We start from the raw sequence: 13,886 nt of genomic DNA on the forward strand, positions 1-13,886 counted from the left end.
TACCTCCTAGCGCTGGATAGAAGACGAGGCAGCCGACGGTCCGGCTGCCTCCTCTCCGATTCGGTTCATGCGGTTATTTCGTCGACGCGTACCACTCGTTGACTTCCTTCGTCATGTCGTCTCCGCCGGAAGACTTCCAGTCGGCGACGAACTTGTCGAATTCGTCCAAGCCCTTCTTGCCGTAGATGATCTCGTTGAACGTCTGAAGCTCGATCTTCTTCAAGTAATCTTGCTTCGATTGCATCGTAGGCGTCGCGGGACCCGTGAATTTGTTCGTGAAGGAAATGTCCGGTTGGGACAGCAGCACCTTCGCCGCGGCCGGCGTCTCCGGACCGTAGTTGTTCTTCACTTCTTTCTCGAGACGGGTCGCCGGCTCTTTGCCGTCGGCCAGACCGAGCAACGCCTTCATCTGCGCGTCCGGAATGCGGGCGCCGTCCTTCACGAGCCAGTAGCGGTTGATGTTGACCGCGCCGCCCGGAACGTTGTCGACGTATACCGGATTGCCGCTCGCGTCCAAATCGTAGTCGTAGCCTTTGAATACGCCCAGATCCCACTCGCTTCCGACGGCCGGATCGGCCAAGTTGTCGAACAAGTAGTTCTGGTACGTGAACAGCGCTTCCGGATTCTTCATGTCCTTGTTGATGAGCGTTACGCCCGAAGTGAAGCGCGTGCCGTGACGGCCGGCTTTGCCGTCCGGTCCGGTCGGAATCGCGTACGGCTTCCACACCGCGGTCGGCACGTTCTTCGCCGTGTCGAGGAGCGGCCAGCCGCTCATCCAGTACGGTCCCGGAATAATGCCCGCCGTGCCCGCGACCGCCGGTTCGGCCGTCTTGTTCTCGTCCCACAGCGCCGCTTCGGCAGGAATGTAGCCTTTGTCGCGCCATTGCTTCAGCGTGTCGAGGCCTTGCTTGGTGCCCGGGTTCGTGGAGCCCCACTCGAGGTTGCCGTCCGCGCCTTCGTTCCATTGCCCCGGCACCGAGCCGTAGGCGCCGAACACCCACGAAGGGTCGCCCATCCACGTGTTCATCGTCGTCTTGAAGCCGATGGAGAGCGGCACGACTTTGTCGGGAGAGAGACCGTCCGGATTTTTATTCTTGAACGCTTCCATGACCGTCTCGAGCTCCGCGAGCGTCTTCGGTCCTTGAAGCTGCAGCTTGTCGAGCCAGTCTTGGCGAATCCAGAGCAGGTAGTCGTGGTTGTACGCGTAATCCAGCACCGGAATGCCGATTCTCTTGCCGTCGCGGATATACGGGTTCCATACGCCCGGATCGAGCGCCATCGCCTTCTTCCACGTCTCGTTCGCGTACTTGTCGAACAATTCGCCCGCGTCCGCGAACATGCCCGTGTCGATCAGATCTTGCGCGAGCTGCTCGTCGCCGATCGTGACGACGTCCGGCATGTCTTGTCCGGAGGACATCGCAAGACGCATCTTCGTTACGAACGCGTTATTCGTGTCGGTTACGGACCAGAGCGAATCGATCTTGATGCCGAGCGTCTCTTCCGCCCACTTCGTCTGCACGTTGTTCTCGATCGTCTCGCCGTTCTTGAACTTCAGCGCCGGATCGACGCCCCACACGGTCGAGATCGTTACCGGAGGATCGTACTTGTCCTTGTAGGCGCTTGCGGGTTCGGCGGAACCGGTTTCCGTCGCCGATGCGGAAGACGTCTCCGCCGGAGCGGACGATGACGCGCCCGCGTCGTTGTTATTATTGTTGCCGGAGCAAGCCGTCAGGAGCGACGTGAAAAGCGCGAGCGTGAGCACCGCTTTCCAGCCTGTTTGCGTACGGGCTTTCATGTGAATCCCCCTCGGAATGTGTCGTTGATACTCTCTCACGGTTTCATTATAGGGGCGTCCGTACGGGCTTCCTATGTCGCACATCCAACATTTCTGCACCTTTTCCAACCTATTTCTGATCGCGATATTCGTTCGGCGTCATGCCGTAATATTTGCGGAACATTTTGCTGAAATACTGCGGATTCTGATAACCGAGCTCGGAGGTAATCTCGTATATTTTCTTGTTCGTCGACTTGAGCAGGTAGAGCGCCTTCTCCATCCGCACCCGGATAATATAGTCGCCGAGACTCTCTCCGGTCTCGAGCTTATAGATCTTCGACAGGTAGACCGGGTGCAGGAACACCTTGTCGGCGATCGTCTTCACGCTCGTCTCGTGTCCGGCCTCTCCCATGATGAGCTCCTGCGCTTGCTTGACGATATGGCTCTTCGTGTAACGGTCGCTCTCCGACAGCTCGCGTTCGAGCTTCGCGAGCACTCTGCCCGCCCACTCCTTCAGCTTGCCGGACGAGTGCAGCGTCGCGCCGTCGAGCAGCGGGTCGAGTCCCGATTCGTCGATCTGATGAATGAGCAAGCCTTGCTTGTGCGCAATGTATAGGAAGGCGTTAGTCATGGACAGGAACGCTTCGTACAGATGCTCGCGGGTGACCGGCATCCGGTCCAGCGCCTCGAACACTTCCTCGACCTTCTCCCGCGATGCCTTCCACTGCTTAGACTCCAGCAAGTGCATGAGCGTCGGCGGTTTGTAGAGCGTCTCGAGCGCCTTGATCGTCACGTGCTCCTGGGAATGGTCCTCCTGATAGATGACCGCCGGACCGCGGCCCTGTCCGTGCTGGTAGACGGTCGCGAGCGCGCTTCGGTAAGCGGTCGACAGCTCTTCCGGGAACAGGAACCAATGGGTGACGACGGTCGAGATGTCCCCCTTGAGGTGCGTCAGCACTTGCCGGTGGAACTCGGTGACGAGCGGTTCCAGCTGGCGCCTGTCCGGGCTGACGCCTCCGCCCTCCTTCGGCGCGGCGACGAGCACGATCGAGTCGTGCGGCGCCTTGCTCAGCCAGATGCGGTATTGCGCGGAGTAAATCTCCTCCGCGATATTGCCGACGGCGTATTCCATCAGCGCGAACGACCCGGGATCGTATTGGTCGAAGTGCTTGCCGAGCCGAACGAGCATCATGAACGCCATGTCTCCCGTCCGCAGCGGAATGTCGTACTGCTGCAGCTTCGCTTCGATCGCGGGCGGCGACCATTGCCGGCCGAGCGCCAAGTCCCGCATCAGATTGTCCCGCAGCACCGCCTGGTCGGCTTTCCTTCCGTAACGCAGCTTGTGCAGCGCGTCGGCTTCCGCCCATTCGTCGCGCAGCGAATCGATCGCGTTCGCGATGCTCGTCATGAACTCCGCGTCGTTGACCGGCTTCAGTATGTAATCGGACACCTGCAGCTTGATCGCCCGCTTCGCGTATTCGAAGTCGCTATGTCCGGTCAGCAGCAGGCAGCGGACGTTCGGCCAGCGCTCGGACACCGTCTGCAACAGCGTCAAGCCGTCCATCTCGGGCATCCGGATGTCCGACACGACGATGTCGATCTGCTTCTCCTCCAAGATGGCGATCGCCTCGGCGCCCGAAGATGCGCAATACACTTCCCGCACGTTCAATTGCTCCCACGGAATCGTCATCCGCAAGCTTTCCGTCATATACGTCTCGTCGTCGACAAGCAGAATCTCGATCATGCCGTCCCCTCGCTTCCGGTGCCGTTGTTATCGTTAGGATCGTTATGCCAATAGAGCGTCACGCGAAGCCCGCCGAACGGCGATTCCTCGATCGACATGCCGGCTTTGTCGCCGAACCGCAGCTGCATGCGCTGGTTCACGTTCCACAGTCCGCAACCCGTCTTGTCGTCCATCGGCTTCGCGAGCCGCCGTTCCAATTCCTTGCGCCCCGCTTCGTCCATGCCTTTGCCGTTATCGTCCACGATGATGCGGAACTGTCCCCTCGCCTCGGATACGGTCAATTGGATCAGACCTTCGCCGGCTTTCTCCTCGATGCCGTGAAGCACCGCGTTCTCGACGAGCGGCTGGACGATGAGCGGCGGTATTTCGATGCGTCGCAGTCTCGGCGGAAGCTCGATGCTGACCTTCAGCTGGTTTTTGCGCAGCTTCTGGATTTCCAGATAGCTGCCGACGAAGTCGAGCTCCTCGGACAGCGCGACGAAGTCCCGTTCCTGACGCGTCGTATAGCGATAATAGCTGGACAGGTTCTCGGACATCGCGACGACGGCCGAGTTATGGTTCATCTTCGCCATGCTGGAGATGAACGAGAAGCAGTTGTAGAAGAAATGCGGGTTGATCTGCGACTGCAGCTGCTTAAGCCGCGCTTCCCGGACGTGGATCTGCTCGAGATACACTTTCTCGAACAGCTCCTGGATCTGGGTCACCATCGAGTTGAACCGCATGAACACGAAGCCGAATTCGCCTCTGCCTTTCGGCTTCAGCCGGACGGAGTAGTCCTCGTACTTCAGCTTCTGGAAGCTGTTCACGAGTTGCTTAAGCGGCGCCTGCACTTGCGCGTACAGCACGTAGGCGAGCACGCAGCTCATGAGCAGCAGCGAGCCGACGGCCACGTAGAAGAATCGGTTCGTCTTCTCGATCGGACCGACGACGTCCGCGAGCGGTATGTAGTCGATCAGCACCCAATCCGTCGTGTCCGAGCGCTGCGCGTTGACCAGATATCGCACGCCGCCAAGCGTGACCGTCTGGTTGCTGACGTCCATCGTGCCCTCGGCTTCGAGCAGCCCGATCAGCTCCTCGGCAACTTCGCGGTGAGCGCTGCCGTTGTAGATGGCGCCTACGTCTTTCTTATAGAAGAACGGATCCCGCCTGCCGTCGCTCTTGAACTGATCGAGCATGCCTACGATGTTGCGGCTATTGAACTGCACTTCGATGATAAGATTCGCTCTCTCCGGCTGATTGAACGCGTTGTAAGGCGTCGCGGTGAACAGCGAGAACCGGAATTGTCCGTCCGGCTCGTTCCTCACCTGCCAGCCCTGCTTCATCCGCTGCTTCAGCTCCGCGTCGTCGTAGTCCTTCACGTCGTTCGAAGAGATGACGCGGCCGAGCACCGGCGAATAGATATGAAGCGAGCTCGTCCAGTTCGAGGAATTCTCTTGAATGCTCAGCTTGCGCTGGATACGGTTAATGAGCGTGATCATCTCGAGCGGGAGCAGGCCTTTCGGAGTCGTGAACGTATCCCGGAGCTCGGAGATGTCGGGATCGTGGATCAAGAGGTTCGGCCATAGCGAGATGGAGGAGATGTTCGTATCGACTTGGTTCTGGAAAAAAACGAGGCGGTTCGTGTTGGCGTCGTTGAGCTCGTCGCGAAGCACGTCCGTGCTCGTCCGGTTGGAGAAGAAATAAAGCCCCATGATCGGAAGCAGCATGACGACCAGTATTAAGACGATCTTCGTGAACAGGTTGACCTTCGGCATAAGCGCGCTCGTCTCCATCCCCCGGCGGTATCGAACAGCCAGAAAGAGGTTGCCCGATAAGGGACAACCTCTTCGTAAATGCTTCTATTGTAAACGGTTACGCGCGGGATGGAAAGGGATGCGATCGCAACATTTTGTATGTTCTTGCAACATCGTTAGGGCTGTGGAAGCTTGGCGACGGCTTGGGCCGCTTCCGCCCGGGATAGGGTCGCTTCCGGCGCGAACTTGTTGCCTCCGCGGCCTTGGAGCAAGCCGAGGCTCGCCGCGCGTTCGACCGCTTGCTTCGCCCATCCCGCGATGCGGTCGGCGTCGGCGAAGTCGGTTGCCGCCGGCTGTTGCGCGATCTGCGCCGACGTTTGGAGATAGTCGTAAGCGCGAAGCAGCATCGCGGCCATCTCCTGCCGGGTTATCGTCCGGTTCGGCTCGAACGTGTTGCCGGTGCCCATGCCGTTCACGACGCCGATTGCGTGTACGGCGTTGACCGCTTCCGCATAGGAAGCAGATTGCGGCACGTCCGCGAACGGAGTCGCGGCTGGCGTTGTCGCCGGTAGCCGAAGCGCGCGGAACAGCATCGTCGCGAACTCGGCGCGGGTAACCGCCCGGCCTGGTTCGAACTTGTCATCGCCCGTCCCCGATACGATGAGCTTGGAGGCGAGCGACGCGATCGCCTTCTCCGCCCAATGGTTCGCGGGAACGTCCGCGAACGAACGGCTCACTTGCAGAACCGCGTAGGCGCTGAAGTGGCTTGCCGTCGCGGTGAATACGCCGTTGATCAGCTTGCCTCCGACGTAGGTCAATTCGCCGTCGTCCGCGATGTAGAAGATGCCGGAGCGGTTCGGATCAAAGCTATCGCCGACCGGGAAGGTCAGAGAGATCGGCTCGCCGAACGCGGACAGCGTCTTCCGCTCGCCGCTCGGAGAGACGTAAGCCAAGCCGAAGTCGTAAATGCCGCCGACCGACTCGATGTCGGCGCCCGTCGCTTGCTTCGCCTTCGCCAATAGGTCGGTTGGAGCGGCATGCGGCCCGATCGTGATCGCGATATGGCCGCCGTTCGCCGACGCTAGCTTCTGGAGTTCGACCAGAACGTCCGCAGGAACTTCCATCGCGACGGAACCGTCGTTCACGACGAGCGACTTGCCGGCGCCGATAAGCTCGCCCGCGTTCGCGGGCAACCGGATCTCGGTCGTGCCGGGCGGTACTTGAACTTGCGCTTGACCGCCTGCGTCCGGCGTCAGCGAGCCGGGTTGAACCGTGACGATGCCAGGCGTCTGCGGCGGAACGATGATCGTCCCGGACGGCGGCGCGTTCGCGAGCGTGCTCGCCGTAATGCTAGGTCCGTCGGACGTCCAGATCGCACCATCCGCGCTCGCTTCGACCTTGAACGCGTAGGTCTGGCCGGCTTGCAAGCCCGTAACCGTGTAGGTCGCGCCCGTGACGGTCGCGTGGAGCTGGCCATCGCGATAGATTTTGTATCCGATCGCCGGAACCGCGTCCGATACCCCGGACCATTGCAGCTTCACGCTCGTCGTCGTCGGCTCGGACGCGGTTAAGCTCGCTTGCGGCGTCCATGCGGGAACGGCGACTTCCCTATAGAACTCGACGCCGTCGAATCTCCCCCACGTTCCGCCCGTCGCGGCGACCTCGAAGCCGATCGTCGCCTGGCCGTTCGTGACATGGATATGTTCTATCGCATAAGTACCATATTGGTCCCACGCCGTATTGACGATATTCGGCGTCGTCACCTTATCGCCGCCATAGCCGTCCGCGAACAACCGCAGCGTCGTCTCTCCGCCTTCGCCGACCGTCCTCGCCCTCAGCGTATACAGTCCGTCGGGAAGATCCGTTATCGTCTGGGTTAACGTAAAGGCATAGTCGGTCTCTAGCCAATAGTTGAACGCCCGCGAGCCGCTGTACGCGTTGCTCGATTCGACCTTCGTCGCATCCGTCGAGCCGGCCACCGTCCAGCCTACCGGCGTCGATGCCGCCTCGAAGCCCGGATTGGCGGCGAGATTCCTGAAGGAAGTGACGGTTACGTCTATGCTCGCGGTCAGCGCCGTTCCCGTAACCGTGCCGTTCAGCGTGAACGTGCCTATCCGGCTGAGCCGGTCTTGGTCGGCCGCTTCCCAGATGACGGGCATCGGCTCGATGCTGCCTTCGTTATGGAGCACGCCGACCGTGGCCGGGAGCGCCGCCGACAGCTCGGCGGCCGGCACGTTCGCCGAGACGGTCATGCCGTTCGGCTTCACGACCTTGACCGCGGTCTTCGCCGGCAATTGCGTCGCGTCGAACCGGAACGCGTCGAGCGAAGACAGCGCGTTGCCATGGACGTCGAACATCGCTTGGTTGTCCCACGCGTTGCCTTCGTTGATCCGCCAACCGGCTTGGTAGTTGCCTTCCGCGTCCTTCGGCACCGGGATCCACGCCGGCTCCCAATAGAACACGCCCGCCCCCATGCCGCCCGCCGTGTGGGCTACCGTATTGAGCATCGTCGTGAACTGGTCGAATTGACCTTGCGTCGTCGCCGGGAAGCCGGCGGTCTCCGCCTCGTCCGCTCCGGCGATGTTGCCCCAGCCGTCGCCGTCCGCGAGCGTCTGCGGATGCGCCGTCTCGACGACGATGAGCGGCTTATTATAACGTGCGGACAACGCGTCGAGATTATCCTTCAAGTTCTTGTACGTGCCATGCCAATACGGATAGAAGGAGAGGCCGATGACGTCGAAGTCGACGCCGCGGCTCGTAATCGCGTCGAAGAAGCTCTCGAATACGCCCTTGTTGCCGCCTTCCGCAAGGTGAATCATCGTCTTCGTCTCGTACCCCGCCGGCGTCGTGTCATGAACCGCTTCGATGCCGGTGCTAAGCAGTTGCGCGAGATTATCGTAGTTTGCGATAGAGCCGCCATTGTTCGGGTCGCCGTCCGTATCGTCCACCATCATGCCCGGATTGATCTCGTTGCCGATCTGCACCATATCCGGATAGGCGTCGACCGCTTCTAGCGCGTTCAGAACATCCGCCGTGTAGTCGTACATCGCGGTTTTCAAGTCCGCGAACGACAAGCCTGCCCATGCCGCAGGCTTGTGCTGCTGGCCCGGATCGGTCCAGAAGTCGGAATAGTGGAAGTCGAGCAGCAGCTTGAAGCCCGCTTCCTTCACTCGCTTCGCTAGCGCGACCGTATGCGCCTTGTCGTTATAGCCGCCCGCTTGAACGGGGTCCACCCAGGTGCGCAGGCGAATATAGTTGACGCCGCGGTCCTTCAGGATCGCGAACAGATCCCTCTCGACGCCGTTATCGTAATACTTGCCGCCCGCATCCTCGATCGCCTGCAGCGTCGAGATGTCAGCGCCCTTCACGAATTCGCTCGGATCCCACGGCGTCGGCGACTGTTCCTCCTCTTCGACTTTGTAGAACTCGAAGTCGTCGAAGTACCCCCACACGCCGGCCGGCGCGTCGATCTCGAAGCCGATGCGCGCTTGTCCCCCGACGACTTGGATGCCGCCGACCGTGTATTGGTGCCAGTTCCCCCAGCCGTCGTTCGCGACGGCGGCCGTCAGCTTCGTTCCGCCGAATTCGTCCGCGAACAAGTTGATCGTCGTCGCGCCCGGCGTGCCTCCGGACGCCCACGCTTTCAGCATGTATTCGCCGTCCGGGAGACCGGTCAACGTCTGGGTGAAGCTGACGTTATAGGCCCCCGCGTTATAGTAATTGATCGATTGCGTTCCGCCGCGAACGTTGCCGGCTCCGCTCCCCGTCGTCAGCGAGCTGGCCGTTCCGGCGTACGTCCAATCCGTCCATACGTTCGCCGCATCCTCGTACCCTGCATTAACGACGAGATTGACCGGCGCGGCATCCGCCTTGTCCGGACTGCTAGCTAACGACGCGATCGTCGCGAATACGAGCGTGAACGCGAGGAAAGACGAGAACCACCGGCTCGTCCGATTGCTGCTTAACATGTCGTAACGCCTCCCTGTTCGTTCTGATTCGTGCTTCTGGCAATGAATTCACATTCATTATAGAAGCCGGCTCTCTCGGAACGTAGGATAGGGTTACAACATTTCAGCACCTTTGGCAATCAATATGCGAACGACGGAGGGAACCCTGGATTATGCCGTTCCAGCGCGATCGCATACGCCGGATCTCTTCTCGCGAGCGCGTGGTAATAGCTGCCGATTACGTGGTTGGCCGATACCGATCCGTTGTTGAAATCGAGCGTGATCGGTTCTTGGACATGCATGTAACGATACGTCTCGTCGGTGCGCGGGGACTTGTAGACTTGCGGGGGGAGAAGCGGTACCGCGTCGAGCACGTTATAGACGCGATAGCTATTCGGCACGCGGCCGGCGTACATGCCCGCGAACGCCGGATCGCCGACGCGCGGCGCCCCGAACGTGTAGACGACCGGATGGGTAAACCGGGTATTGGCGGTCATATCGGGCGCGCTTAACGTGGCGAGCGCTCCGCCGAGACTATGGCCGGTAACGAACAGCCTTTTGCCGGACGCGGACAGCTTGCGCAACGTCGGCAAGATCGCCGGACGAGCGGAATAATAGATGTCGGAGATGCCCTTATGCGAGAGGCCTCCGTCTTTGACGCACTTGTACTTCTCCTGGCGTGCGATCGCGTCGGAGATCCAGTCGGTCTTCGAGCTCGTGCCGCGGAAGGCAAGAATGACCCTGTCGTCCGACTCGAGGATGAACCCGAACGGCTCCCGTTGCCCGCCGAACGACTTCGCCTCGAAGTTGTCCGCGACGCGGTAACCAGCCGGAACGACGTAGTTCCCCGACGGATCCTCGTATTGGTTATAAGTCTGGCTGCAGACGGCCCCCAGGAACATCGCCATCCGATTATCGTACGCGCTCGCCCGCAAGCGACCCACCTCCGGTACTTTTCCCTATAGATTATTGCGGAGAAGGTGGATCGGTGCCTTCGGGCCCTCGAATTCGCGCGAAATAACACGACGACAGCGTGTTACCACAGATGCATTCCTCTCCCTGACGCGAGGGAATAGTGACCATAAGCGATAAAGCGTGATGGCGACGAGTTACAGAGGAGAAATGCATTTAGATTAGAGAAAAAGCCTGCCGAAGTTGCGGCAGGCTGAACTAACGAGCGGGATTATGTTTTATAGGAAATTAATTCAAGTCCATTCTATTCTAAAAATTGGTTGCCATCAAATCGTTTGTGATTTTCAGTGCTTCTTTTCTCTCCTCTGATGGTCCGGAGATCGTTACTCCTTCCCATTTTTTAGTGTTCTTATCAATCGGCGTGTAAACTTTAATGGCTATTTTGCTAAAGTCTTTATTTACATAAATTGAGCTATATTTAGGGTTGGAATCTAAGAAGCGTGTATTAAATCCATCATCAATAAAATCGAATACATCATAACCCAACTTTGAAGCAACTAAATAACTACCTTCCTCCTTAAATTTTATATTCAATATCTTATCTTTGTTTGGATCAGAAAACCCTTCTCCTTCTATACGAATTGTACCTTTAAAGGTCTTTTTCCCATTAAAAGATGTTTTAAAGTCTCCATTTATGCTAATTGTTACTGGCAATACCTTATAAGATGAGTCAAATATCGAGTACTCAATGCTATGGATAGACGTTGAAATCAACTTAGTTTTCGATGAATTAATAAAAAGCAGAACAATTGCACAAACTATGAGAAGTGCTATTGATGTAACGATGTATAACCTTTTTTTCATTTGAAAACCTCATTTATTGTTTTTGTTGTTAAACTAGGATACAACGCAATGAGAAATCCGCGTTGTATCCTAGTTGTTTAGTTACTTATGAATAAACATTCCACACACCAATAAAGGCTGGAGTAGCAATAGGAATTCTTTTAGAAATGCTTGGATTTGTAACTGCTTGAACAATATATCCGCTAGCATAAGATGTGGCCTTTTTAAAATTTAAGAAAGCGTCTACGGCTTTAGAAGCGACTGCATAGTCTGTAGCATAAATATACTCCGTTCTGGCGAGGCTTGCACTGGTAAGTGTTTTGGCATTTGGAGTTCCTGCGTTAGCAATTCCGGTAGAGTGATGTATCGACGAAATCTCAAACATGCTTGATACATACGATAACGTATCGATTGGACCAGAGGTGGAATGGTCTTTAACATAGGTGAAACACACAGTTGTAAGTTCAGAATAATTAAGATACTCACCATTCATAGTCACACTCGAGGCACCCGAAGGGATGCCTGTAAATAATTCATATGGTAATAAATCTGCATATGGAATTTTTTCAATTACAGCTCCGATTATTTTTTCTGCATACACTTTTAATATTGGTGAAGCAAGGTTAGTAGTCGATACCGATGTTCCGGACACAATAGTAAACGCTGCCTCGGATCTATAAAGTGCAGTACCAATATTGGTGCCGCGAGCGTAAACCTCCTGAATATCCCAGGTTTTACTTCCTCGAGTATGTGTATAGTTTAACTCATAGAAGTCCACGTTTGAAGTGTCAGACGGCACTGTGATGTAAGGGGTCACGATATTATTATTACTTGCTTTCGATTGCTCGGCATTAATTAATTGTTGTCCTTCTGTTGGAGACAGCTTGCGGACACCTAGAGTTCCGAGTTGGTCTTCTAATTCAATTTTTTGTAAATTGAGTGATTGGGATGACACAGTATTCTTGCTATCAACGGCAATTTTTGATTGTACTGTTTGAGATGCGCTAATTCTTTGTAAATCCAAGTCGCTCATTTGCTCGAAGAGTTTCAAAATCTCGGCTTTCTTCTCCGGACTAATCGAATCCTGGCCGATAATCATTTGGGGCTCAGCAAAAGCTGGACTTGCAACTAACAAAGATAAGGCTACTGTCATGAATACCAGCATGCGTTTTAGCAATTAAAACACTCTCCCAGAAATAATTTATATACAAGCTGGCCAGCATAGTATCGGTTTTTCATGATAAAAAAAGGAAGTTATTGGGTATTTAATTCACAATTACTGCGAATTCTTTCATTCCCACAGATTGATATCTGTGTAGAGAATAATCCTAAACTTTGAATTTCCACTTGACGTTGTCAGTATATCACCCAAATTTTAGGGTGTACATAGCGAATAATGTTAATAATTGTCGTTGGAAGTGGTGTTTTGGTAGTAAATCAATAAGCCTAGTGCGAACCATGTTTTTGTATGTGAAACTATTTTTAATTCACTATATTGTTAAATTATGGATAAAAAATACGAATCATAACTCAACAGGAACATTAATTTAACACCTCTGTCATACGACTGTCATACGAAAAGGTATTTGTATATAAAGGGATCCATCGACATCGGATTCGGTTACAACTGACGTAGGACTCCGGGAGGGGATCAATAATAAGTACCGTATGTTAATTGCAATGTATGGACTTTGACTTTGACGGTGCTTTACAAATGGCAATTGTGATCCTTACACCGGGTCGCCTTTAAGATTTGTATTTGACATAAAGTAGCGAAGAAAACGACAGCAAATCTAATGCAGGCTATGGGGCTACACTCTTGTACCATAAGAAATATAAGGCGATCGCGAACTCGAAACATAACCATCGTGTTTATGAGAATTTGCAGAATCGTGGATTTAACGTACCCGCACCAAACAAAGCGTGGGCTACAGATATTTGATACATCCGAATATGTCATGGCTGGGTATATCTAGCAAGCGAGATGGACTTATATTCTTATTATCGAACCACGCATCAGTGCGATAAGGTACTATTAGCAGCACCAAGCCGCAATAATGAGCTGTCTACTTTCTTGACTTAGATCCTCGACCACCAAGTTTCACGAAAAAGCGCTGTGGCAGCGAGCTAAAATTTTGCGCGATATAACGCTTTGAAAACGAGTTACTCCGACGCTCCCCGCTCCTCCTGACGCGAAGGGATAGTGCCCATAAGGAGCACCAGCAAGCAACAAAAAAAAGAGACGAAGCCCCGCCAACGGCGGGGCCTCGTCCCTTCAACCAACCCTTATTCGCTCTTCGCGGGCGGACGCTTCTGCCGGCTGCGCTCGTCGGCGGCGATCAGCCTCGTCATGTCGTCGATGAATTGCTCGTCCGAAGACGCCGCGTCGATCTTGCCGTCCGGGAACCGTATACCCTTGCGCACCCAATTGTTCGTCGACTCGTTCAGCACGAAGCCGATCGAGAGCAAATATTTGCGGCGAACATCCGTGAATTCGCGCGGCTTGGCGACCGGCTTCTCCGCGACCGGAGCGACCGTTACGCCCGGGATGTCGTCATCGTCATCGTCGTCTTCCGGCGGCTTCTCCTTCGTGAGCGGCTTCTTGGGCTTCGGCCCTTTCATCCAACGAAGGTCATAACGCATTTGCGGCGTAATGACGAACACGGACTGCCCCTTCACGTTTTCCTTGGGAATCTCCGAATGGAGCTCCTTCCGGTTCTTGAATCCTTCGATCACGAGCCGGATTTGCTCCTTCTCGATCGCGATCGGCACGACTTCGTTGCCGGGCATGTACACGTCGCACATGACCTGCTTGAACAGAAACTCGCCGAGCGTGGAATCGAAATAATTGGTGAAGCTGACGCTAACCTGCTTCTTGTTAACCGTAATGATCTGATTCAACGATAATCCTCCTACGCAAACCTCATTCCTTC

8 protein-coding genes are annotated in these 13,886 nt (G+C 55.6%); all 8 read right to left on the bottom strand.

Annotation, left to right across the window (positions count from 1 at the left end):
- Positions 1-73: 73 nt before the first annotated feature.
- Positions 74-1,795, bottom strand: coding sequence for a type 2 periplasmic-binding domain-containing protein (locus ACFQZG_RS16455; RefSeq protein WP_378154392.1), 1,722 nt, complete (start codon positions 1,793-1,795; stop codon positions 74-76).
- A 109-nt stretch (positions 1,796-1,904) separates the two neighbouring features.
- Positions 1,905-3,518, bottom strand: coding sequence for a response regulator (locus ACFQZG_RS16460; RefSeq protein ID WP_378154393.1), 1,614 nt, complete (start codon positions 3,516-3,518; stop codon positions 1,905-1,907).
- Positions 3,515-5,272, bottom strand: a complete 1,758-nt coding sequence (locus ACFQZG_RS16465; RefSeq protein WP_378154395.1) for a sensor histidine kinase — start codon at positions 5,270-5,272, stop codon at positions 3,515-3,517. Before ACFQZG_RS16465 ends, ACFQZG_RS16460 begins: the two co-directional genes overlap by 4 nt.
- A 155-nt stretch (positions 5,273-5,427) precedes the next feature.
- Complete coding sequence (locus ACFQZG_RS16470; RefSeq protein ID WP_378154397.1) at positions 5,428-9,219, bottom strand: glycosyl hydrolase 53 family protein; 3,792 nt, start codon at positions 9,217-9,219, stop codon at positions 5,428-5,430.
- Between the two features lie 119 nt (positions 9,220-9,338).
- Positions 9,339-10,133: a lipase family protein gene (locus tag ACFQZG_RS16475; RefSeq protein ID WP_378154399.1), complete on the bottom strand. Its 795-nt coding sequence runs from the start codon at positions 10,131-10,133 to the stop codon at positions 9,339-9,341.
- Between the two features lie 286 nt (positions 10,134-10,419).
- Complete coding sequence (locus tag ACFQZG_RS16480; protein ID WP_378154401.1) at positions 10,420-10,974, bottom strand: hypothetical protein; 555 nt, start codon at positions 10,972-10,974, stop codon at positions 10,420-10,422.
- Between the two features lie 85 nt (positions 10,975-11,059).
- Complete coding sequence (locus tag ACFQZG_RS16485) at positions 11,060-12,130, bottom strand: hypothetical protein (protein WP_378154403.1); 1,071 nt, start codon at positions 12,128-12,130, stop codon at positions 11,060-11,062.
- A 1,109-nt stretch (positions 12,131-13,239) separates the two neighbouring features.
- Entirely contained in the window at positions 13,240-13,854 is a 615-nt protein-coding gene (locus tag ACFQZG_RS16490) for a hypothetical protein (RefSeq protein WP_378154405.1), read from the bottom strand.
- Between the last annotated feature and the right edge of the window lie 32 nt (positions 13,855-13,886).

This window comes from Cohnella sp. GCM10027633 (genome assembly GCF_042675445.1).
In the GTDB taxonomy this organism is placed as follows: Bacteria; Bacillota; Bacilli; order Paenibacillales; family Paenibacillaceae; genus Cohnella.

What these genes read in the sequence shown, in the direction of transcription:
- ACFQZG_RS16470 (WP_378154397.1), bottom strand. Translation starts at nt 9,219, where the DNA reads ATGTTAAGCAGCAATCGGACGAGCCGGTGGTTCTCGTCTTTCCTCGCG.
- ACFQZG_RS16455 (WP_378154392.1), bottom strand. Translation starts at nt 1,795, where the DNA reads ATGAAAGCCCGTACGCAAACAGGCTGGAAAGCGGTGCTCACGCTCGCG.
- ACFQZG_RS16460 (WP_378154393.1), bottom strand. Translation starts at nt 3,518, where the DNA reads ATGATCGAGATTCTGCTTGTCGACGACGAGACGTATATGACGGAAAGC.
- ACFQZG_RS16480 (WP_378154401.1), bottom strand. Translation starts at nt 10,974, where the DNA reads ATGAAAAAAAGGTTATACATCGTTACATCAATAGCACTTCTCATAGTT.
- ACFQZG_RS16465 (WP_378154395.1), bottom strand. Translation starts at nt 5,272, where the DNA reads ATGCCGAAGGTCAACCTGTTCACGAAGATCGTCTTAATACTGGTCGTC.